The organism is Candidatus Villigracilis saccharophilus, from assembly GCF_016711665.1.
Genome location: NZ_JADJSO010000002.1, coordinates 1 through 19,268, shown reverse-complemented (window position 1 = coordinate 19,268; position 19,268 = coordinate 1). Strand labels below are relative to the sequence as shown.

The following is a 19,268-nucleotide window of genomic DNA, read 5'->3' as shown; positions in this document are numbered from 1 at the left end:
TGCCTTGTCAATGGACTTTTCTTCACATACTTCCTGAATCATCACGGCAGGATACGTTATAAGCATCAGAAGGCGGATTTCCGCTTTCATTCGAGTGATTGACCGCTTGAATTTCCTGTACCGGCACGGAGGTCTGCCATTGCACATCGGTCACTGTCCCAGCCAAAGTTTTGGATGGAATGACAAACATAAAAATCGCCGCGATACAGCAGATCAATAATGCCGCCCCGATCCCGGCGAATAACAGCCAATTTACTTTTTTCGTTGGTGCATTGGCGGCCGCTGGAGTTTGTGTTTGTGCTGCGGACGCAATGACAGGTGCAGTTGCCCGGGGCAGGGGAGAACCGCATTGTTTGCAGATACGCTCACTGCCCGGGTTTTCGGTCCCGCAATTTGTGCAGGTGACGGCCTTCGACGCAGGTGCGGCCGCTTGCAATACCTGTCCGGCTTGTCGCGCCTTGCCTTCCTTCAAATCACCGCCGCATTGCGAACAGGTTGCCGCGCTGGCTGGGTTGCGTGTCCCGCAGAATCCGCAATGGATGTCTGCGCCTGCCCTGGCTGCCGCGACAGCTTTTTCGTCCGTGACCATCTTTTCATCCGCCGCGCGCTGGAATTGCACGTTGTCAGGCTGCGGCGCGCCGCAGTTCTGACAAGTCTTGACCGGGCCCGGATTGCGCCCGTCACAGTTCGGACAGACCCATTCAAGTTGAACGAAACCTTTACTTTCTTTTCTATTCATCTTGCACTCCTTTAATTCTTATGAGTGTACAACAAAAATGATTCCATACCATTATGTTTCTATTACACGATGTCGTGCCATCTCAATATTTCCTGGATGCGGGATCCGTGGTCCACATCCGCGTACGGCGATGGATCATTCGCGTCCATGCTTAACTGTGAACCGCTCAATGCGTCGAAGACAGCCGCCGTCCCGTTGGCGACGTTGCGCGGGTCATAACCGCCTTCGAGCACGAAGACGATCTTGCCGTCGCAAACTTCTTCCGCGATCTCGACCAGCTTTTTCGACATGCTGTAGTATCCACGAGTGGACAAGCCCAGCGAAGTGATGGGGTCATTCCAATGCGCATCGAAACCTGCCGAAATAAATAACATCTGCGGACGGAACGCTTCAACCATAGGCTTGAAGATTTCATCAGTTAGTTGCGCGTAGGTTTCATTGCCCGCGTATGCCTGCAGCGGCACATTGACAATTCGTTTTTTTGCGTGCGGCGCGTCATGGATCCAGCCTGTGCCCGGGTAAATTCCCCATTGATGGGCAGATATAAATCCGACACGCTCTTCGTGCAGGAACGCGGCTTGCGTCCCGTTGCCGTGATGCGCATCGTAATCAATGATCATTACCTTTTGTATTCCATTTTCCAACGCGTCATGCGCGCCGATGGCGATATTGTTAAAGATGCAAAATCCCATGGCGCGGTCAGGCTCGGCATGATGCCCTGGCGGGCGCACAATTGCAAAGGCATTCTTCGCATCCCGATTAATAACCGCGCGTGTGCATTCAATCACACCGCCCGCGGCGAACAGCGCGTCTTGATAGGATGTCTGTGTAATATAAGTGGGGGCGTGGTCAATGATGCCAGGGCCGTCTTTGCAAACTCCCTCAATGGCTTTGACCAATTGCGGCTGATGTACGCGGGTCATTTGCTCAAAGGACGCTTGCTTCGCTTCGATCCGATCCGCCTTCACTGTACTGAGAAGCGTTTCCAGCATATCCAGTCTGCCTGGTTTTTCCGGGTGATCTGGGTATATATGGGCGCGTGATGGGACAAAAGTATATGCGGTTTCCATCCGCAGATTATAGCCCCACTTTTGAATGGACCGTTAAAAGGTTCCGCCGCCAGTGCAGCATGGGGGGGGCATGCTACTGTTGGCGGCGGATAGACACCTAATACCAATAAAGGGAGGGCAGGTGTCAATAGATACAATATACACCTAAATTGTCTGGATAAGATTAAAGTAAGATTAGAATATGGAGCGAGTTTGTCTTAATTGGTGTTATTTTTCACGGAAAATTCTTAACCATTCATCCACTTCGTTGGGTGAAATTTTTTTATTATCCAAGTCAGCTTTTGGCGCAGAATTTACCGCTAACCTGATCATCTTTACGAATTCTTCTGACGAAATAAATTGAGCATGGAAAAAACGCGCGGCGCTTTGCACTTCGCGGTCTGAGGAAACCACCGTCCAGTTTTTTGCTTCTTTTTCCATTTTTTTCAAACGCAAACGGATGGCATTGTCGGCGCTCTGCCCCAATCTGACAAAATGCGCTCGGACAGTGCCCAGCTTGCGGGTCCCAGCCTGACCGATGGGTGCGCCATCAAAATATACTTCCACTTGTTGCCGCTTAAGGCGCGCAAATTCCTGAAGAAAAGGGATCAGTTCCAGCTCATCATTTGGCGTGTCGAGCCTCAATCCCAATTTTGGGATCAAGTTATGTCCATCAATTAAAAAAGGCATGTTGTGATTTTACCTTACCGGAAAATAACTTTCCCGTTATATCCATGATGATGACGCGGGTTTGACCTGTATACCTTGCATCGAACAACCCGGAGTTACGTAGATAAAAGCATATTGCAAATGGAATATAATGAAACCATTAACTCATAAGGAGATTCAAATGGATAACAAAGAACCTTCCAACCTTACCGTAGTTCAAAAAGGTGGAGTGATACATGAAACGATGAACCATCTAAAACTTATCTTTCGGTTGATGGGCGATCCCCGCGTAAATATTTTTGCAAAGGTAATTCCTCTTGGCGCGCTTCTCTACCTTGTCTCTCCGATAGACGCGATCTCAATTCCTGTGATCGGCGCGTTGGATGATGCGGCGATCCTGTGGTTAAGCTCCTACGTCTTTACAGAGCTATGTCCGCCCGAGGTCGTGCAGGAACACCAGAAGGCCTTGTCTAGTAATTTGAATGAGGTGAGCGGGCAGGATGATGTCGTGGACGTGGAAGCGACCGACATCAGCGATAAACTATAACAATGAATCGCTTTTTCATTTTATTGACTCTTTTGCTGCTATTGGCATGCCGATCTCAAGTAGCAGGGTCAGTTCCCCCGACGATCACGCCTCCCGCCCCGCCGACAAACACTGCTGTTGCTCAAACAGACTCTCAGCCCACGCCGCCGGATGCTGCTGTATCAACTCCTGTGTCGCCAACGGATTCCGTTACCAATGCAATTTCATTCCCCAATGCCAATAGCTATGAATGGAAGTTGATCGCCAGCGGACTAAACCGCCCGGTTGATATTCAATCTGCAAACGACGGCTCAGGCAAGATGTTTATTATTGAAAAGTATGGCGTGATCCGTGTCTTTGAAAACGGTCAACTGCTCGAATCGCCCTTTCCTTAATATTGATGATCGTGTGAACGATAGCGGCAATGAAATGGGACTGCTCGGACTGGCATTTCACCCTGACTATGAGCAGAACGGATTCTTCTACCTCAATTACACTGGTGATGGTGGAGATACCCGCATCTCGCGTTTTCAGGCCAGCGGAAATATTGCCGACCCGAACAGCGAAAAAGTGTTAATGATCATTAACCAGCCATATCAAAATCATAATGGCGGAGCGCTTGCTTTTGGTCCCGATGGATATCTGTATGCGGGTCTTGGCGATGGCGGCTCGGCGGGTGACCCGCAAAAGAATGGACAAAACACAACATCCCTGCTCGGGAAAATTCTGCGCATTGATGTGAACAATGGCGATGCGTATGGCATCCCATCTGATAATCCATTTGGAAACGAAGTCTGGGCGTATGGGCTTCGCAATCCCTGGCGCATCTCGTTTGACCGACAGACTGGTGATCTATATATCGGCGATGTGGGGCAGAGCCAATGGGAAGAGATTGATTATCTTCCCGCAGGTTCTCAAGGCGGTGCAAACTTTGGCTGGTCTATCATGGAGGGCGGCCACGGCTATGATGGTTTGGCACAACCCGATATGCTTCTGCCTGCGGCTGAATATAGTCACAGCGAAGGCGGCTGTTCCGTCACTGGCGGATATGTCTACCGTGGCGCGCTGCCTGAGTGGAACGGTATTTATTTATTTGGTGATTACTGTTCTGGAAAATTTGGGGGCTGATCCTCTCGAATGGACAGTGGCAGTCTCAGGTCATGTTTGAAACGGGGGGAACGATCACAACCTTTGGTCAGGATGAATCTGGTGAGATCTATTTCGCAAGCGATAATGGCAATGTGTATCACCTTACTCCTTCGCGCTGAAAACAATAAGGATATATCACATCCTAAATAGGCAATTTGTCATACAGGTTTGTGACGCCTGTCACTAGTCTGGTATGGGGTTTTGTCTTAAACTTGGCTCATTAGTGTTAGGAGGCAGATATGGCAGAAAAGATTTGGAAAATTGAAAAGATCAAATACTGTGAACATGCCGCCCGCGAGATCGCGATTGAAAATCAGGTCGTGTATCCTGCTGAAAATCTGCCAGACCAGTCGCCCAGAATTATCGCGCACCGTTGTTCGAATGCATTGGAATGCAATGCGCTTGATAAAGCGGCCTGTGTCCTGTGCGGCACAAATCCTGACCTTGACCCCGTGTAATTGAGCAACCATAAGTTGCTCTTCCAAACTCTCTCCTCCCTCTGAGTTGGTCTTTTGGCTGCACCGCGTGAAAACGCGGTGTATGCCGTTAAAAGGGGGAATGTCATCGCGAGGGGCAAGAGCAAGAGCGTGCCTCGCAATGACGATATCAACGCTTCTCAGCCATGTAGGCAAAAAAGCCTGCACGCTTTAGCGCTTTCAAAGTCAGCCACCCCAAAATCCCGCCGATGGCTCCAAAGACAACGTAGCTGATGAAAGCGCGCAGCAGCCCCAACGCCACGAAACCGATCGGCGCGCCGGTGATGATCCCAAACAGCCACTTGGTGAGGAATTTGCCGAGGTGCCCGAAAATTCCCACGATGATTGCCACAACAATATTTTCGGTGTTGCCGCGCAGAATCCACAAAATCAAATCAGATACCACTCCTACGATGGCGTACGAGATGAAGGTGTTTAATGCGCCGAAATCACCCAACCCCATAAAGCTTGCCAGCAGACCGGATGTGACGCCGATGATCGAGGACGCCCCCAGTTTGGGGACGACACGCGCTCCTACGATGATGATCGCCATCCAGAAAATGCCCGAGTGACCAGAAAGTTGAAGTGGGGTGCGGAGTGCTATTTTGGCGACGATAATGAGAGCGGAAAAGAGGGCGAGCAAAATTAATTGAAAAGTTGAAAAGTAACGTTGTTTCATTGAATTACCTCTAATTTATGGGGATGTGATTTCGATCTTGTCCACATCCTGAATCCAGGAGTCGCGGATGTCGAAGCCGGGGATGACAGATACCAGTTTGAGCGTGCCGCGTCCTGAGAGATCGAACATGACCATGTTCTTTTGATTTTCCACTTCTGCCCATGAGAGCGTCTTTCCCTTTTCGCGGCTGGAACTGGAGACTGTGACCTGCGATTGGTCCTGCAAATTGTCTTCGCCAAGATAAAGCAGCAAAACATCCCGAAGCAGCCAGCCGTCCTGCGTCTTGCCTTCTTCAGCATCCACAAAGCTTACGGCGGGCAGTTGACTTAGATCATCGGGGATGAAACTGCCAACAAACGTATCGTCCACGTAAATTGGGATCGAGCCAGGGGGCATATTGGCTGGAGCTTGGGCAGCGGCATTTTGGCGTTGAAGATAATCTACTCCGAGTACCACTCCCAGGATCACGATCAGGATTACCCCTGCGATCAGTATTTGTTTTTTTTGATTCATTTACCATCTCCAAAATAATAGAGTGAGCAACGTGATTGTTACGGTCATTAGCAGGAAATCAAGTCGGGAAAACTCAAGGGTGTGATACGAAACGCGGTGCGGGGAGTCAAATCCGCGGGCGTAGGATGCTTCGGTGATCGCCCAGGCGCGTTTCGTGGTCAGCACAATGGCGGGGACAGTGAGCGAGATCAAGTCACCCACGTTGGTTACCAATTTCCAAAAGGAGGAAGAATCAGGCAACGCGCCGCGTGATGACTGCGCCTCACGAATGGCGCGCCACTCATCATCCAGCAAACCGAGACTTTGGAAAGCAAGACTCAAACTAAAGGCATAGCGATATGGAACATGCAATTTTTCCAATGCCAGGCCCAGCTCGCGGGTGTTGGTGGTTGAGAAGAACAGCGCGAAGACACCAGTCAGCAAGATGAGGCGGATGCAAATGAGCACGGCGTGGTCGAGACTGATGAGCCACCAATCGAAAGCAAACAGGAATATCAAAAGCCACTTGAGCCGCCAGATGTGCTGGGCAGTTGGAGCAAGAAGACGCGCCCAGATCAGGAATAGCAAATACACACCGAGGAAAATTAGCAGGCGTTCAATGGATGTCATCACCACGAGCGAGATCGCGAGGCTGAGGAATAATTTTGTGCGCGGGTCTGCCTTGCGAAGCGGAGAATCTTCGACCAGCGTCAGTTGATGAGAGGAACGCCCTCCTCGATTGATTCTCATTTCGCGGCCTCCGCTTCTCTTTGACGCAGGAACCAATTGGGCAATGTGATGCCTGTCTTCTGCCACGCGGACGAATCTTGCAAGACCGACTCGGTCAAACCGTCAGCGATGATTTCGCCGCTTGGGCCGAGCAGGATAAAACGATCCGCGTGTGAGGCGAGGTTGAGGTCGTGAGTCGTCATCATCACCAGTTGACCTGCGTCCGCCAAAGTCCGCAGGAGCCGAATCAAGATCGTTTTGTGAATGATGTCCTGCCCGAGGGAGGGTTCATCCAAAAGCAAGCCGTGCGCGGGGCGACGCATGAGCGCCAGCCCCAATGTGACGCGCTTCTTTTCACCTTCACTGAGCAGCAGGGGCGGAGTGTTTTCGTAACGCTCCAAACCCAGCGCGGAAATCAACCAATTGAAATATGGGATGTCGGGATCGGGAATGCGATAGAGAAGTTCATCGCGCACGCTGGCATTGAACAATTGCAGGTCGGGGTTTTGGAAGACCATGCCGAAATTCGGGCGCTGTTCTCCATCGGGTGTGATGACTTTTACATCCCCACTGTATTTTTGCAAACCTGCAAGAGATCGCAGCAACGTGGTTTTGCCAACGCCGTTTCGCCCGACGATGGCAACGATCTGTCCACTGGTGAGTGAAAGATTCAGGTTTTGAATCACTTCCTTCTTGCCCAATTGAACGTGCAGACCTTCGATATTCAAATTGAAATTTTTCTGGATCGGCAGGCTGGTTGCGTGCTGTTGAAAATCAGTTTCTTTTTTGTTCTCGCCCAATACAATGTGATCCACTTCGGGCAAGTCATCGAGATATTCGTGGCGATGCTCGAACATCACCAATGCTTTTCCACCTGCAACAAAACGTTCGAGGTAGGCGATCAGATCTGTGGCGGCTGTGGTATCGAGCATGGAAAGCGGTTCATCGAGGATCAAGGCTTGAGGTTGGCGTGCGAGGATGGAAGCCAGCGCGAGCCGTTGTTGTTCGCCGCCTGAAAGAGTCTGCGGATTGCGGCTGCGCATGTGAGTCAGGTTGAAATCTTGCAGGGCGGTTTCGAGGCGTGATTTAATTTCGTCGTGAGCCAGCCCAAGATTTTCCAACCCGAAGATGATCTCATCTTCCACGGTGGGGGCGAGCATTTGCGCGGCGGGGTTTTGAAAAACCATGCCCGCTTTTTCTGCCAACTGCCACATGGGAACGTCGATGGTACGGTAGCCGTTGAGCCAGACTTCCCCCGAAATTTCGCCGTTGTACAAATGCGGGATCAATCCCATCAAACAACGTGCCAGCGTACTCTTGCCGCAGCCAGACGGCCCAGTGACAAGGGTCAACCTGCCAGGTGCCACATCCAATGAGACAGGCGGCAAGCCGTGTCCTTCCTGCGGATATTGAAATGAGACTTGTTTTGCGCGAAGCATGATTCCTGTCCGATAAAGAGATATCTAAAAATAAATGAATGGATGATTCACAATTCTTCCAGGAACGCCTTCACACTTTCGTCGGCTGGGTTTGTTTTTATCTGTTCTGGCATATCCACCTGTTTCAATTCGCCATTAATGATCACGGCCACGCGGTCGCCAAATTTTGCAGCTTCCTTCAAGTTGTGCGTCACAAAAATTGTCGTGCGATGATCCTGCGCTAAAACATTGGACAGGTCTTTCAGCAATTGCGCCCGCGTTTGCGGATCGACCGCCGAAAACGGTTCATCCATCAAAAGCAGTTCGGGATCGAGGACGAATGCCCGCGCCAGGCTGACACGCTGCGCCTCACCCCCTGAAAGTTGACCTGCCCGGCGTTTAAGAAGAGAATCCACGCCCATGGCTTGACTCCACTTAATGACCCGCTCGAAAGCATCCTCTTTTTTCACACCGCGAAACTTCAAACCCAGCGCGATATTGTCTTGCACAGACATATCCATCAACAGCGGGTCTTGAAAGACGAACGCGATCTTTCTGCGATATTCGATGTCATCCCAATCTTTGAGAGGTTTGCCGTGGAAGTTAATGCCGCCATTGACAGGGTTGATCAAATGCGCCAGCGCAAGAAGCAACGTACTTTTGCCCGCTCCATTTGGCCCAACCACTGCCAGCGTTTCACCTTTCTTTATTTCGAGCGAAGCGACCTTTAGCGCGTCCCGTCCATTGCGCTGGACTCTCAAGTTATTTATTGAGATCATTTCCTTGCCCCTCTTTGCTGAATGGATGTCAACGCCAGATTGACGAGATAGGTGAGGGTCAGCAAAAGCGCGGAAAGCGCGAGCGCCTTTTCAAATTCACCTTTGGACGTTTCCAAAACGATCGCCGTTGTCAGCACCCGCGTTTGACCTTTGATATTTCCACCCACCATCATGGATGCACCCACCTCGGAGATGACAGAACCAAAGCCAGCCATGAGAGCCGCCAACAGCGGCAGACGTGCCTCTCGCCACAGGTGCCAGATCATCTGCGGGCGTGAAGCGCCGAGTCCCAGAAGCTGCTGCTGCAGGCGCGGGTCAAGCGCTTCCAAGGCCGCGGCGGTCAGCCCCGTCACAACAGGTGCGGAGATGATCGTCTGCGCGATGATGATGGCCCAGGGGGTGTAGATCAACTTCAGGCTGCCGAGCACGCCGCTGCGCCACAAAGTCATTGCCACCACGAGGCCCACGACAACAGGCGGCAACGCCATGCCTGTGTTGATGATGCTCAATAAAAATGAGCGCCCACGAAAACGCCCGAGGGCGAGCCATGTGCCAAACGGCAATCCGATCAGCAGGCTGACGAGGGTTGCAATGGTCGAGACTTGCAGGGAGAGAAAGGTGATTTCGAGAATATCGGACATGGGGACGAAGTATACAGGTATATAAGTAGACAGGTAAACATGCAGGGAAGTTGTTTACCTGTCTACTTTGTTTACATAGTTAGCGAAATTTACAACCCCAAGTCCGCATCTGTCTTATCTGCATCAGGGTAGAAGAGCGGTTGACCAAATTCTTCCAGACCGAATTCGCCAATGATAGCCTGTGTTTCGGGGTCGATCATGAAGTTGGCAAAGGCGAGAGCGCCCTCGTAATTGGCGGCAGTCCACTTCTCTGCGTTGACTGTGATGACGTGATACACATTCAATAGCTTATTGTCACCTTCGACAAGAATTTCGAGCTGATAGTTGTCCTTGTTGGCAAGGTAGGTGGCGCGGTCGGTGAGGATGTAGGCACCCTTTTCTGAGGCTACGGTCATGGAAGCGCCCATGCCCTGACCTGTTTCAACGTACCATTCCTTCCCAGCGGGGTCGAGCTCGGCAGATTTCCACAGCGCGAGTTCTTTCTTGTGCGTGCCAGAGTCATCGCCGCGGGTGATGAATTGTGAGCCTGCATTGAAAATGGCGGTGAAGGCTTCCTTGGCGGAGGTCATGCCTTTGATGCCAGCGGGGTCAGCAGCGGGGCCAACGATGATGAAGTCATTGTGCATGACGAGGAAGCGGTCGGTGCCAAAGCCGCCTTCCATGAAGGTCACTTCGGAGGCGGGGGCGTGGACGAGCAACACATCAGCATTGCCTTCTTCGCCCATCTTCATCGCTTCACCAGAGCCGACAGCAACGGTCTGCACGGTGTAGCCAGTCTTCTCTTCGAACATGGGGACGAGCACATCGAGCAAACCAGAGTCCTGTGTGGAGGTGGTGGTGGCGAGGATGAGAGTCGGGTTGGCGGGAGGTTCGGGAGCGGCAACTTCACCAACAACTACCTGAATTTCGACCACACCTTTGACCTGTAACTTGCCAGGCTGACCAGGCAGGACGGTGCTGAAACCGCCCTTGTCACGGAAGGATACGATGCAGTCAGCGCAGGCGGTTAGGTCTGCGAGGGAGATCTCGGCGGTGAAGCCATCGTCAGCGACGAAGACCACGAGGTTGGCATCCGCGTTGGGTTGAGCGAGAGCCAACAGATCGGAGAACAGCACGCCAGTGTAGGTGGCTTTCTCGCCGTTCTTGTTGGTGGATTCCACGCTGATGGCTTCCATTGCTTTGACTTCATCTTCCGTCCAAGCCTGTTCGCTGGCAACGCTGCCAGTGACCTTGAGAGCCACTTCAGCCGCAGGGGCTTCGGTAGCGGCGGCGGGTGCCTCAGTGGCGGCAGGGGCTTCCGTAGCAGGAGCCTCTGTGGGGGCGGGTGATCCGCAGGCAGATAATGCCAAAGACAGGATCAGGCCCATTAACAAGATAAATTTAATCGTTCGGGACATGTTTCAATTCTCCTTCTGAAATAAAAAGTTTTTTGCCACCCGCTTGAAAACAATAAGCGGGATAAAGCCAAAGTTAGTCGGTGCTCTCTTTTGGGAGAGACAATTGCAAAAACACGAACGCCGCCAGCGCGATGAGGATCAGCAAAGCGGCCACAGGTTGGGCGGCCACGAGGCCGAACCCTTGGAAGCGTTCGAACACGAGCACGGGCACGATCTTCGGGTGATAGGCCAGAATGACGACTGCGCCGAATTCACTGATACCGCGTGCCCACATCATCAACGCGCCTGCCAGCACGCCGCGCCATGCCTGCGGAAGCGAGACGTACCAAAACGCCTGCCACGGAGATGCGCCATCGATCAACGCGACGCGCTCCAGTTCTTCATCCACGAGCGCAAAGGACTCGCGGCTGAGGTTGACCAGAAACGGCAGGCTGACGAATAACATGCCAACCACAATGCCGTAGAAATTGTCGGTGAAGGTTATGCCGAGCGGCGTGAGCCATTGACCCAGCAAACCGCGCCTGCCAAAGACAAGCAGAAGCGCAACACCAGCCGCCGTGTGTGGAATGACGATTGGCAAATTGACCAACGCTTCCAACAAACGCTTGCCGCGGAATTTTCTGCGCGCCAGCAAAAATGCCAGCGGCACGCCCGTAAAAATCGCGAGCAATGTCGCAACTGCCGCCGCGCTGAATGTGATGACGATGGAGTTCAGCACTTCTTCATCCATCAGCGCGAGCCACAGAGTTTGCGGTGTGGTGCCGAGCAGGATGCTCATCAACGGCAGAACGATGAAGAGCAACAGCATCCCTCCCAGCAAGGAAAAAACGATGTTAAAGAACAGGTTCCTTTTTCTCAAAGTTATTCCAATGAAACCGTGAGCGCTTGCAAAATGGATGGCAGATTTTCGTAGCCATCCGCGATGAATGTCTCGAACAGCGGATGATGATCGGCTTCCATCAGGCTGCGTCCTTCATCGCTTAACAGAAAAGCGATGAACTGTGCGGCTTCCTGTGTGTGCAGTGCGCTTGCGGGAACCGTGATTCCGTAGCCGATGCGTCCTCCGCGAAACTGCGGAGCGAGCGAGGCGAAGCGTTGAAAATCAAGATTCACCTGAACTTGTTTGTAAAGTTCTTCATACTCCTGCTCGCCCAAATTCACTTCGGCGGGCAGGCTCAACATCTTCAAACCATGTTGTTGGATGACGCTTTCATATTCAAAGGCGTAATCCAGATCGCCCGATTCGAGCAGCGCGATCAACTGCACACTTGCGCCACGGATGACAATATGCGAACCGGATTTCGTTTCCAAAATTTCGGGCACAGTGATGGTTGTGAGTTCATCGCCGCGAAAGATCGTGACAGGAAACGAAAATTGGTCATCAAACATCGGGCCGAACAGCCCGTAGTTTTTATTTGAAATTTCAGACAGCGCGAACGCCATCAAGGCACGATAGCCAGAAGCATCAAAACGCGGGTCGGCGAGTCCGATCTTCACATCAGGACGGCTGATGATTTCCGTCCAGTTTTGCGCGTTGATCTCGTCCGCATATTTGCTTTCAGCGCTGTATGCAAGCGCAAGGTGATTGCTCGCAAAACGGATATACCAATTGGCGTACGGCTCGCCCGTCTCTGGCACGTTGCTCGCATACATCAGCATCGGGATCAGCGCCGCATCCGCCGTCACGACCACGTCAATTGGCTCGTGCAATTCAGTCGCGTGGCGGATAACCTGAATGCTGCCGTGATACTCTGCCCGAACATCGATGTTCGGATATTTCGCTTCGAACGCTTTTTCGATATCCCCGAACGGGATGATCATACTTCCCGCAGCGAATACCGATAAAGGTCTTCTCCGTTGATGTCGCCGCTTCGTTCCCCGCCTCAACCTGCTGACTGTTACAAGAGCCGAGGCCCAGCCCAAGCAGGGATAAAACCAGAAGGATTGCAAAAGTTTTTCGCATTGAAAATAACCGTAGTGGCGACTTCAGTCGCACTTGACTTGCGAATGCACGACTGAAGTCGTTACTACTCAATTTATTTCTATTTCACTTCGATCTTGACCAAATCCTTAGCCCATGCACTGCTGGGAAAATTCGGCATGACCATCTTGAACTTCTCCAGTGTGTTGGTAAAACCAACTAAACATTCCGTACAGGCGCGTACTTCTTCAAGACTTACTTCGGATGTGTACCCATCCGCAGCCATGAAGACCAATGTGGTCGCGCCGTCTTTCACACCCGCCAAATCGAGCAGGGCATTCAGGGAAACACCTTCGTAATCCTGTTTGCCTTGCTTGGGATGCTCGGCATTGATCTTTAGAACTTCCATTTCACGCAGGGCGGCTTCATTCAAAAGCAGATCCTGATTCACGGAGCCAAACACTGTCAGCGTGGCATCTGCTTCAGAGACAGTGGCAGCTGCGGGTTCGGTTGAGGCGCCGCAGGCACATCCGCAAGAGGCTCAACGCCTACATGAATTTCTGCGATCATGCCGACCATTTCTTTTTCTCAAGGTCAGAACCTACCAGCCGCAGAGGGAAGAATTCATCGGGCAGCGGATTTTCGTTGACCTTGTACGCCACGAGAATATTGTCGTTGCGGTTGAGGCGCGCCGCATCAAATGTGACGGTGTAGCCATCGTTCGCGATCACATCCACGCTGTAGCCTGCTTCGGCAAGTGCATCATTGAACGCGGGGCCTTCGTGCTCGATCTCATCGTCCACCGAACCGACGAATAACCACAACGGCACGCCTGCCCATTCCTGCGCTTTGTCATCCGTCCATGACGAACCGTGACATTGCGGCGCACCGCAGGATTCAACACTGACTCGGTCGGTATCTTCAGAGAGAGCGCCAACCAAATGCAAAGCCCATTCCGCGCCGAGGCTTTTCACTTCCAGTTTGTTCACCCATTTCACTGACCAGTGTCCATCGGTAACCTGGTTCAACTCCGCACTGACAATTGCCAGCCGCAGTGCGCCATCCTGTTTGGCGTCAAAGGGTTTGCCATCTACTTCGTAGGCGAGAATGGCGGTCAACTCGACAGGATTTTTTAGTTCTTCACCCGTTGCAGGATCGTACGCAATGAACGATCCGTTTTGCAGTTGATCGAATGAATAGGTGATGCTGTATCCATCTTCCGCAACCACATTGAAACCAGTGGTCTCATCCATCCCGCCGATGAACCCAGCGAGGTCTTTCAATGCCACGCCTTTGAAAATAACTGGCGGCGTGATCTTGCCCGTGCTGCTCTTCAGTCCTGCGTATCCCTCTGTTACAGGCAGGGCTTTCAATTCCTCCATTGTCAGGAACTTGGATTCATTTAGCCCGACAATTTCCAAAATCGGTGCAGCAACTTCAGTTGGGGCTTCTGTTGCTACAACAGGTGCTTCCGTTACTTCTGCCGCAGGCGATGGTTCCACCTCAGTTCCCTCCGAGCATGCAGCAAATGTAAATGCCAACGCGGTCAAAAGTGCGCCGCTCAGGATCAAACGTAAATACAGTTTCATAAAATTCTCCTTATGTTTACGCGGGCGTACGTGCTCCCGTTATTTTCGATGCTATGGAGAAATTTCAACCTGTAAAAGAACAAATAATGTCGAAGCTTTAATTTGAAAGGCTTTTGATGCGGTCCTTGGAAATAATGCGCCATTCATGATCTATCTCTTCCACATACAATGTCGCTTTTCCTTCATGCAAAATAGGGCGGATCCATTCGCCAACATCCACAATGGTTTCATTGGAAAGGTCAATGTGTTCCACTGTGCAAACTCGGTCAACGTGACCCATTGCACAAATTTCCTTTACTTGATATTTGTCCTTCAGATCACGCAAACCAGGCAGCCACAGATAACGGCCATCATTGCCAGCGCGATGCAGACCAATAGCGGACACGGCTCCGATGATTCCACCGTGCGTGCCCGTCAACCCTTCGCATCGCATCCTGGACTTTGAAGCTGTTTGCTCCGCAGCAGACATGGTCAACACCTCGAGCTTTGCCCTGCGCCCAAAATCCAAAACCTCGTCGCTGATCGAATTCCAATCGGCCAATGTCACCCCTGCATCCGAACCAACCGCACTTTCACGCAGAAGGAACTCGCGCGCGGCTTCCCAAACATCATCTGGGTTATCGGTTTCAACCGCTAAACAAGCGGAACTGTTATGCGAGGTGTAGGGAATGCCAGGGTCTACAAGAAGTTGGTGGCGTGTGATCCCCACTGGAGTTGCCAGTTGATTTTCAGCCAGCCAATCCGCGAGCTGACGGACACGATGTCCCGTGCCGCGTGATTCAAGATTGTCGGTATCGTCAATTCCAAGTAAATAGCGCATGTCTTCACCTTTTCAGCGAACAGGATTCAATTAAGTATTTCCTTACTTTAAAATTCGAAATAAAAAAGCACGTACCGTTAATAATTACTTCTCAGCATCATCCTTAATCAAAATGGATCTGTTCGCCGCTGTGCGCGGTGCTATAGCCTGAAAGGGAACTAAGCAGTTGTCGAAAGTCTGCGGTCTGGATGTAATCCAGCAGGGGATTGAGAGTCTCTTCCTGTTCACGCGGCAGGATGAGATCGTAGCGTTCTTCAAAGAGTGGGATGAAATCAAGTCCGTGTTGATGGGCGGCAGCTTGTAAGCCAAGAGAGACATCCGCTTTGCCTGCTTCTATTAAGGAAGCAGCTTCGCTATGCGTCTTGACCGAGATCTCGTACCCAGTGATCTTTTCAACGGGTATCTTTTGCTTGCGCAGTTCTGCGTCCAACCAGAGACGTGTGCCAGAGCCTGCATTGCGATTCACAAAGCGGACGTTATCGCGCGCGAGGTCGGTGATCTTCTTGATTCCCTTGGGATTGCCTTGCGTAAGAATAAGTCCCTGTGTGCGGTAGGCAAGGGTAACAATCTCCATGTTGCCTTCGGGGAAAAGATGTTTTACAAAAGGCGTGTTGTACTCGCCGCTTTCATCGAGAAGGTGCGAACCTGAAATTTGACACACCCCTAAACGAAGATTGACCAATCCATCCAGTGAGCCAACGGGCAGACTGAGGATATTCATGTGCTTGGTGAGATGTTCTGCAATCCCTTCAATGGCAATGTCGTGACTGCCCGAAAAGATCACCGAGGGCTTTTTGCTCTTCGGCAGAACGATCTCTTGTAAAAGATAAGCATCTGCTTTGGAACGGTAAAAAATTTCAGTTACTTTGCCAGTGCGTTTGGTTTCGCTAATTTCAACCAGATCGGCAGCCTCAAGTGCGAGGATGTGATGCCGCACCCAGGCAGGGGACTGCTTCAAGGTCCGCGCGAGTTGCGTGAGTGTGGCGGGAGTTGCCATCAACAAACGCAAAATATCCATGCGGCGGGAATCCGCAAGGAGTTTGATTTTGTCAAAGGACTGAACAGTTTGAACAGTTTTCATTTCTGTCTGACAATTAAGGAGAAACTTATTTGAGAGTCTATCATGCCTGCAAAGTATTCGTCAACTTCTCCGTGATAAAATCCCAAACTAATATCGTCTGATGGAGAACATCATGAAGCCCCGAATTCTCGTTTTTCTTATTGGTATCCTTTCCCTTATTCTTTCGGCTTGCCAGCCTGCCTCCGCCGTGGATGGAAACATATCCTTCATGGTTTTTGGCGACCCGGCTGAGTTGTCTGCTTATCAAAAATTGGTGGATTCGTTCAAACAAACGCATCCTGAACTTCAAGTGGAGTTGATCCAGATCCCCGGGCAGAGTGATTACCGCAAGCGTCTGGCCGCAGATATTGCGGCGGGCGATCCCGCGGATGTATTGCTGATCAACTATCGCAGATTTGCGACTTTTGCCAATGCGGGCGCTTTGGAACCGTTGGGCGGGTATTTGGAAAACTCAAAGCTGATCAAAGAGGCGGACTTCTATCCTCAAGCAATGCAGGCTTTCAAGTGGCAGGATGAGTTGATGTGCATCCCGCAAAATATTTCCAGCCTGGTTGTGTATTACAACAAGGATCTATTCGATCAGGCTGGCGTCGCTTACCCGCTCAACGGCTGGACATGGGATGATTTCACTGTCGCCGCGCAAGCCCTGACCAAGACTCCAACAGCGACGGCCAAACTGACCAGTTCGGAGCAGGCCTCGCTCAGAGTTGATCCGCATCGCGCCGTTCATCTGGCAGGCGGGCGGCGAAGTCGTGGATGATGGATCCAATCCGCAGGCCTTACGCTTGCGACTGCCGAAGCCCTGCATGCCGCGGACTTTTCTTCAGCCTGCAAACCAAATTTCATGTTGTTCCAAACCTTGAGCAGGAAACCTCGCAGGACAGCGAGTCGCGTTTTATCAATGGACAGCTTGCGATGTTCTTCAACAGCCGCCGCGGTGTGCCAACCTACCGCGAATCTGCCGCTTTCGATTGGGATGTCGCTCCGCTTCCGCAGGATCGGGAAAAGGCGACCATCCTGCACGCGGATGCCTATTGTATGCCCAGCGCTTCTAAAAGCAAAAATGCCGCCTGGACTTTTATAGAATTTGCAAATTCACCCGCGGGACAGGCCATCGTGGCTGAGTCTGGACGTACCGTGCCTTCGCTGATCTCGGTTGCGAATTCAGCTGCTTTTCTTGATCCGAATTCCAAGCCAGCCAGCAGTCAGGTTTTTCTCGACGAGATTCCATTTATCCGCGCATTTCCCATTCATCCCAATTGGGCCGAGGTCGAAGAGATCGCTGACAATGAAATTTCACTGGGTTTCTACGGCCAGTGTCCGTATTACGATGCCATGTCGAGAGTGGCCAACATGACACAAGAAAGCCTGATCGGGAAATGAGTTGATCCGTTCACGCCGCGCCCGCCTGACAGCTTTTCTTACTCCCTATCTGCTGGGAACATTGCTCCTGATCGTGTTTCCGGCGAGCCTGACTTTCTATATCGCGTTCATGCGCTATGACGGGGTTTCCAGCCCGGTCTTTGTCGGCTGGCAGAATTTCCAATTCCTGTATAACGAACCGCTTTTCAAACGTGCCTTCGCGAACTCGATGATCTTCACGGCTTGGGACCGCGGCAGGGACTGTATCGCGCGGCCGCGTATTTGCCAACGATCATCCCTGACACGGCTTACGCGCTGGCCTGGACCTGGATCTTGAATCCGCTTTATGGCCCGCTCAACGCCTCTGCGGACCCTGGGCCTGCCAGCCCCGCTTTGGCTGGCTGATTCAGCCTGGGCATTTCCCGCCATCGTGCTCGTGTCCCTGCTTCAGATCGGCGAGGGGATTTGTCGTTCTGCTCGCGGGATTGCGCCACGTGCCGCAGGTCTTATACGACTCAGCCCGCGTGGATGGAGCAATCGCTTGCAAATGTTTTCATCCATCACGTTCCCTTTGCTGATCCCGTGGCTGGCGATCCTGACCGTGCGGGATGCTGGTGCTTTCCTTCCAGCACACGTTTACGCCTGCCCATATCATCGACAGGCGGCGGGCCGTACTACTCCACTTTTTTCACGCCGTTGATGATCTATGAAACCGCCTTTGACCGCCTGCTTTTTGGTCCAGCCGCCGCCATCACCCCTCGTGGTTTTTATGTTCACGGTTTCCTGGTTGTGCTCGTTTATCAATTCTTTGACAAATGGATAAGCGATGAAGAATAAGGCCGCGACTTTTTTATCATCTTCTCGCGCTGACGTTGACAACGATCTTTCTGCTGCCAGTTGTTTGGATGTTCAGCGCATCCCCGCGACCCGCGGGCCTGCCTCCGTCATTCGGGTTGAATTGGCTCCACCTTCGCCGCTGACGCTGCAGAATTACACCCGCATCTTTTGAGATACTTCCATTCGCACTGCTAACTGCAATTCCTCCTGGTTGCCGCGCGGGAGTTCTGCCCACCCTGCTGACCGCTTCGTGGGCTGGGTTTGGCATGTCGTTACTGCGACGCAAGATCGTTCGCCTTGCTGTTATTTCTGCCTTTCTGCAAATGATCCCATTTACTGCGTCATGGCTAAGCCGCTTTCTGCTCTTTGCAAACTGGGCATTACCAATTCATATTTTTCATTGATCGCAACCCGTTAATGGGAACCAGTCCGATTCATATATATTGCTCTTCTCTACTGGACCTTCCGCCGCACAGGCCGCGCCATTTTGAGTGGGCGGAATTCGATGGAGCGAAGTCTGTTGCAGGCTTGGTGGCAGGTCGCCATTCCGCTGGCACGCCCTGCGTTGATTGCGGTTGGGCTGCTTTTCCTTCCTGTATTACTGGAATGACTTTATCAATCCGTTGTTGTATCTGCGCTCTCAAACGCTCTATACACTGCCAGTCGGTTTGCTTCAACTTCAGGAAATGGACAGGACCAACTGGCCACTCTTGATGTCCGCTTCAGTCGTTATCACTGTGCCTGCGCTGGTTGTCTTTTCGGTTTTGCAGCGCGCGTTGCTATCGTGGAATAGTGAAGAGTAACTAATTAATTTTTATTTGATATGCCCCATTCGCTAAGTTATAAAAACAAGAACAATCTTGTGATCTGTACCTACTCCAGAGAGGTGGAGGGACTGACCCTTTGAAGCCTCGG

Annotated in this window: 26 protein-coding genes; 10 read left to right on the top strand and 16 right to left on the bottom strand. The window is 51.7% G+C overall.

Features of this window, described 5'->3' with window-relative positions:
* Positions 1-22: 22 nt before the first annotated feature.
* From IPL17_RS00420 to IPL17_RS00410, 3 genes are all read right to left on the bottom strand, one after another.
* Positions 23-739: a zinc ribbon domain-containing protein gene (locus IPL17_RS00420; RefSeq protein ID WP_345305093.1), complete on the bottom strand. Its 717-nt coding sequence runs from the start codon at positions 737-739 to the stop codon at positions 23-25.
* A gap of 62 nt (positions 740-801) precedes the next feature.
* Positions 802-1,809: a histone deacetylase gene (locus IPL17_RS00415; RefSeq protein ID WP_345305092.1), complete on the bottom strand. Its 1,008-nt coding sequence runs from the start codon at positions 1,807-1,809 to the stop codon at positions 802-804.
* Positions 1,810-2,016: 207 nt separating this feature from the next.
* A complete protein-coding gene (locus IPL17_RS00410; RefSeq protein WP_345305091.1) occupies positions 2,017-2,478 on the bottom strand; it encodes an NYN domain-containing protein in 462 nt (153 codons plus the stop codon).
* A 160-nt stretch (positions 2,479-2,638) separates the two neighbouring features.
* On the opposite strand from IPL17_RS00410, the gene IPL17_RS00405 reads away from it, so the two are divergent.
* The 4 genes from IPL17_RS00405 to IPL17_RS00390 all read left to right on the top strand — a co-directional run bounded on the left by IPL17_RS00405 (position 2,639) and on the right by IPL17_RS00390 (position 4,590).
* Positions 2,639-3,004, top strand: coding sequence for a DUF1232 domain-containing protein (locus IPL17_RS00405; RefSeq protein ID WP_345305090.1), 366 nt, complete (start codon positions 2,639-2,641; stop codon positions 3,002-3,004).
* 2 nt (positions 3,005-3,006) lie between these two features.
* Positions 3,007-3,378 carry a hypothetical protein gene (locus IPL17_RS00400; protein ID WP_345305089.1) on the top strand — a complete coding sequence of 124 codons (372 nt, stop codon included), beginning with the start codon at positions 3,007-3,009 and terminating at the stop codon, positions 3,376-3,378.
* Positions 3,335-4,111, top strand: a complete 777-nt coding sequence (locus IPL17_RS00395; RefSeq protein WP_345305088.1) for a PQQ-dependent sugar dehydrogenase — start codon at positions 3,335-3,337, stop codon at positions 4,109-4,111. The genes IPL17_RS00400 and IPL17_RS00395 overlap by 44 nt, the downstream gene beginning before the upstream one ends.
* A gap of 260 nt (positions 4,112-4,371) precedes the next feature.
* A complete protein-coding gene (locus IPL17_RS00390; RefSeq protein ID WP_345305087.1) occupies positions 4,372-4,590 on the top strand; it encodes a hypothetical protein in 219 nt (72 codons plus the stop codon).
* A gap of 148 nt (positions 4,591-4,738) precedes the next feature.
* Here the strand turns inward: IPL17_RS00390 and IPL17_RS00385 are convergent, their stop codons facing one another.
* From IPL17_RS00385 to IPL17_RS00325, 13 genes are all read right to left on the bottom strand, one after another.
* Complete coding sequence (locus IPL17_RS00385; RefSeq protein ID WP_345305086.1) at positions 4,739-5,287, bottom strand: hypothetical protein; 549 nt, start codon at positions 5,285-5,287, stop codon at positions 4,739-4,741.
* A gap of 15 nt (positions 5,288-5,302) precedes the next feature.
* Complete coding sequence (locus IPL17_RS00380) at positions 5,303-5,800, bottom strand: hypothetical protein (protein WP_345305085.1); 498 nt, start codon at positions 5,798-5,800, stop codon at positions 5,303-5,305.
* The gene (locus IPL17_RS00375; RefSeq protein WP_345305084.1) at positions 5,801-6,529 is read right to left on the bottom strand and encodes an energy-coupling factor transporter transmembrane component T; all 729 of its coding nucleotides are present in this window, start codon (positions 6,527-6,529) and stop codon (positions 5,801-5,803) included. It abuts the gene before it with no gap.
* Positions 6,526-7,947, bottom strand: a complete 1,422-nt coding sequence (locus IPL17_RS00370; protein WP_345305083.1) for an ATP-binding cassette domain-containing protein — start codon at positions 7,945-7,947, stop codon at positions 6,526-6,528. The genes IPL17_RS00375 and IPL17_RS00370 overlap by 4 nt, the downstream gene beginning before the upstream one ends.
* Before the next feature lie 47 nt (positions 7,948-7,994).
* Positions 7,995-8,705, bottom strand: coding sequence for an ATP-binding cassette domain-containing protein (locus IPL17_RS00365; RefSeq protein ID WP_345305082.1), 711 nt, complete (start codon positions 8,703-8,705; stop codon positions 7,995-7,997).
* On the bottom strand, positions 8,702-9,346 hold the full coding sequence (locus tag IPL17_RS00360) for an ABC transporter permease (protein ID WP_345305081.1): 645 nt from the start codon (positions 9,344-9,346) through the stop codon (positions 8,702-8,704). Before IPL17_RS00360 ends, IPL17_RS00365 begins: the two co-directional genes overlap by 4 nt.
* Before the next feature lie 89 nt (positions 9,347-9,435).
* Positions 9,436-10,743, bottom strand: a complete 1,308-nt coding sequence (locus tag IPL17_RS00355) for a substrate-binding domain-containing protein (protein ID WP_345305080.1) — start codon at positions 10,741-10,743, stop codon at positions 9,436-9,438.
* 73 nt (positions 10,744-10,816) lie between these two features.
* On the bottom strand, positions 10,817-11,602 hold the full coding sequence (locus IPL17_RS00350) for an ABC transporter permease (protein ID WP_345305079.1): 786 nt from the start codon (positions 11,600-11,602) through the stop codon (positions 10,817-10,819).
* 2 nt (positions 11,603-11,604) lie between these two features.
* Positions 11,605-12,630 (bottom strand): tungstate ABC transporter substrate-binding protein WtpA, encoded by a 1,026-nt coding sequence (wtpA, locus tag IPL17_RS00345; RefSeq protein ID WP_345305330.1) that lies wholly within the window; start codon positions 12,628-12,630, stop codon positions 11,605-11,607.
* A gap of 155 nt (positions 12,631-12,785) precedes the next feature.
* A complete protein-coding gene (locus IPL17_RS00340; protein ID WP_345305078.1) occupies positions 12,786-13,127 on the bottom strand; it encodes a molybdopterin-dependent oxidoreductase in 342 nt (113 codons plus the stop codon).
* A 103-nt stretch (positions 13,128-13,230) separates the two neighbouring features.
* A complete protein-coding gene (locus IPL17_RS00335) occupies positions 13,231-14,253 on the bottom strand; it encodes a hypothetical protein (protein ID WP_345305077.1) in 1,023 nt (340 codons plus the stop codon).
* Positions 14,254-14,350: 97 nt separating this feature from the next.
* Positions 14,351-15,073 carry an ABC transporter substrate-binding protein gene (locus IPL17_RS00330; protein WP_345305076.1) on the bottom strand — a complete coding sequence of 241 codons (723 nt, stop codon included), beginning with the start codon at positions 15,071-15,073 and terminating at the stop codon, positions 14,351-14,353.
* Positions 15,074-15,176: 103 nt separating this feature from the next.
* The gene (locus tag IPL17_RS00325) at positions 15,177-16,154 is read right to left on the bottom strand and encodes a substrate-binding domain-containing protein (protein WP_345305075.1); all 978 of its coding nucleotides are present in this window, start codon (positions 16,152-16,154) and stop codon (positions 15,177-15,179) included.
* 112 nt (positions 16,155-16,266) lie between these two features.
* Between IPL17_RS00325 and IPL17_RS00320 the strand changes: the two genes are divergently transcribed.
* Genes IPL17_RS00320 through IPL17_RS00295 form a run of 6 tightly spaced genes read left to right on the top strand, consistent with a single transcriptional unit; the run spans position 16,267 to position 18,525 of the window.
* The gene (locus IPL17_RS00320; RefSeq protein ID WP_345305074.1) at positions 16,267-16,914 is read left to right on the top strand and encodes an extracellular solute-binding protein; all 648 of its coding nucleotides are present in this window, start codon (positions 16,267-16,269) and stop codon (positions 16,912-16,914) included.
* The gene (locus IPL17_RS00315) at positions 16,911-17,537 is read left to right on the top strand and encodes an extracellular solute-binding protein (RefSeq protein ID WP_345305073.1); all 627 of its coding nucleotides are present in this window, start codon (positions 16,911-16,913) and stop codon (positions 17,535-17,537) included. The genes IPL17_RS00320 and IPL17_RS00315 overlap by 4 nt, the downstream gene beginning before the upstream one ends.
* A 1-nt stretch (position 17,538) precedes the next feature.
* Complete coding sequence (locus IPL17_RS00310) at positions 17,539-17,853, top strand: hypothetical protein (protein ID WP_345305072.1); 315 nt, start codon at positions 17,539-17,541, stop codon at positions 17,851-17,853.
* A 9-nt stretch (positions 17,854-17,862) separates the two neighbouring features.
* Positions 17,863-18,216 carry a hypothetical protein gene (locus IPL17_RS00305; protein WP_345305071.1) on the top strand — a complete coding sequence of 118 codons (354 nt, stop codon included), beginning with the start codon at positions 17,863-17,865 and terminating at the stop codon, positions 18,214-18,216.
* Positions 18,216-18,353, top strand: coding sequence for a hypothetical protein (locus IPL17_RS00300; protein ID WP_345305070.1), 138 nt, complete (start codon positions 18,216-18,218; stop codon positions 18,351-18,353). The genes IPL17_RS00305 and IPL17_RS00300 overlap by 1 nt, the downstream gene beginning before the upstream one ends.
* Entirely contained in the window at positions 18,343-18,525 is a 183-nt protein-coding gene (locus IPL17_RS00295) for a hypothetical protein (RefSeq protein ID WP_345305069.1), read from the top strand. The genes IPL17_RS00300 and IPL17_RS00295 overlap by 11 nt, the downstream gene beginning before the upstream one ends.
* Positions 18,526-19,268: the final 743 nt, after the last annotated feature.

Bases quoted from the DNA above. Each gene is read 5' to 3' on its own strand.
- IPL17_RS00320 (WP_345305074.1), top strand. From the start codon at position 16,267: ATGAAGCCCCGAATTCTCGTTTTTCTTATTGGTATCCTTTCCCTTATT.
- IPL17_RS00300 (WP_345305070.1), top strand. From the start codon at position 18,216: ATGATCTATGAAACCGCCTTTGACCGCCTGCTTTTTGGTCCAGCCGCC.
- IPL17_RS00400 (WP_345305089.1), top strand. From the start codon at position 3,007: ATGAATCGCTTTTTCATTTTATTGACTCTTTTGCTGCTATTGGCATGC.
- IPL17_RS00370 (WP_345305083.1), bottom strand. From the start codon at position 7,947: ATGCTTCGCGCAAAACAAGTCTCATTTCAATATCCGCAGGAAGGACAC.
- IPL17_RS00410 (WP_345305091.1), bottom strand. From the start codon at position 2,478: ATGCCTTTTTTAATTGATGGACATAACTTGATCCCAAAATTGGGATTG.
- IPL17_RS00380 (WP_345305085.1), bottom strand. From the start codon at position 5,800: ATGAATCAAAAAAAACAAATACTGATCGCAGGGGTAATCCTGATCGTG.
- IPL17_RS00315 (WP_345305073.1), top strand. From the start codon at position 16,911: ATGATGGATCCAATCCGCAGGCCTTACGCTTGCGACTGCCGAAGCCCT.
- IPL17_RS00305 (WP_345305071.1), top strand. From the start codon at position 17,863: ATGGCCCGCTCAACGCCTCTGCGGACCCTGGGCCTGCCAGCCCCGCTT.
- IPL17_RS00360 (WP_345305081.1), bottom strand. From the start codon at position 9,346: ATGTCCGATATTCTCGAAATCACCTTTCTCTCCCTGCAAGTCTCGACC.
- IPL17_RS00295 (WP_345305069.1), top strand. From the start codon at position 18,343: ATGAAGAATAAGGCCGCGACTTTTTTATCATCTTCTCGCGCTGACGTT.
- IPL17_RS00415 (WP_345305092.1), bottom strand. From the start codon at position 1,809: ATGGAAACCGCATATACTTTTGTCCCATCACGCGCCCATATATACCCA.
- IPL17_RS00335 (WP_345305077.1), bottom strand. From the start codon at position 14,253: ATGAAACTGTATTTACGTTTGATCCTGAGCGGCGCACTTTTGACCGCG.
- IPL17_RS00365 (WP_345305082.1), bottom strand. From the start codon at position 8,705: ATGATCTCAATAAATAACTTGAGAGTCCAGCGCAATGGACGGGACGCG.
- IPL17_RS00405 (WP_345305090.1), top strand. From the start codon at position 2,639: ATGGATAACAAAGAACCTTCCAACCTTACCGTAGTTCAAAAAGGTGGA.
- IPL17_RS00355 (WP_345305080.1), bottom strand. From the start codon at position 10,743: ATGTCCCGAACGATTAAATTTATCTTGTTAATGGGCCTGATCCTGTCT.
- IPL17_RS00420 (WP_345305093.1), bottom strand. From the start codon at position 739: ATGAATAGAAAAGAAAGTAAAGGTTTCGTTCAACTTGAATGGGTCTGT.
- IPL17_RS00330 (WP_345305076.1), bottom strand. From the start codon at position 15,073: ATGCGCTATTTACTTGGAATTGACGATACCGACAATCTTGAATCACGC.
- IPL17_RS00375 (WP_345305084.1), bottom strand. From the start codon at position 6,529: ATGAGAATCAATCGAGGAGGGCGTTCCTCTCATCAACTGACGCTGGTC.
- IPL17_RS00390 (WP_345305087.1), top strand. From the start codon at position 4,372: ATGGCAGAAAAGATTTGGAAAATTGAAAAGATCAAATACTGTGAACAT.
- IPL17_RS00385 (WP_345305086.1), bottom strand. From the start codon at position 5,287: ATGAAACAACGTTACTTTTCAACTTTTCAATTAATTTTGCTCGCCCTC.
- IPL17_RS00325 (WP_345305075.1), bottom strand. From the start codon at position 16,154: ATGAAAACTGTTCAAACTGTTCAGTCCTTTGACAAAATCAAACTCCTT.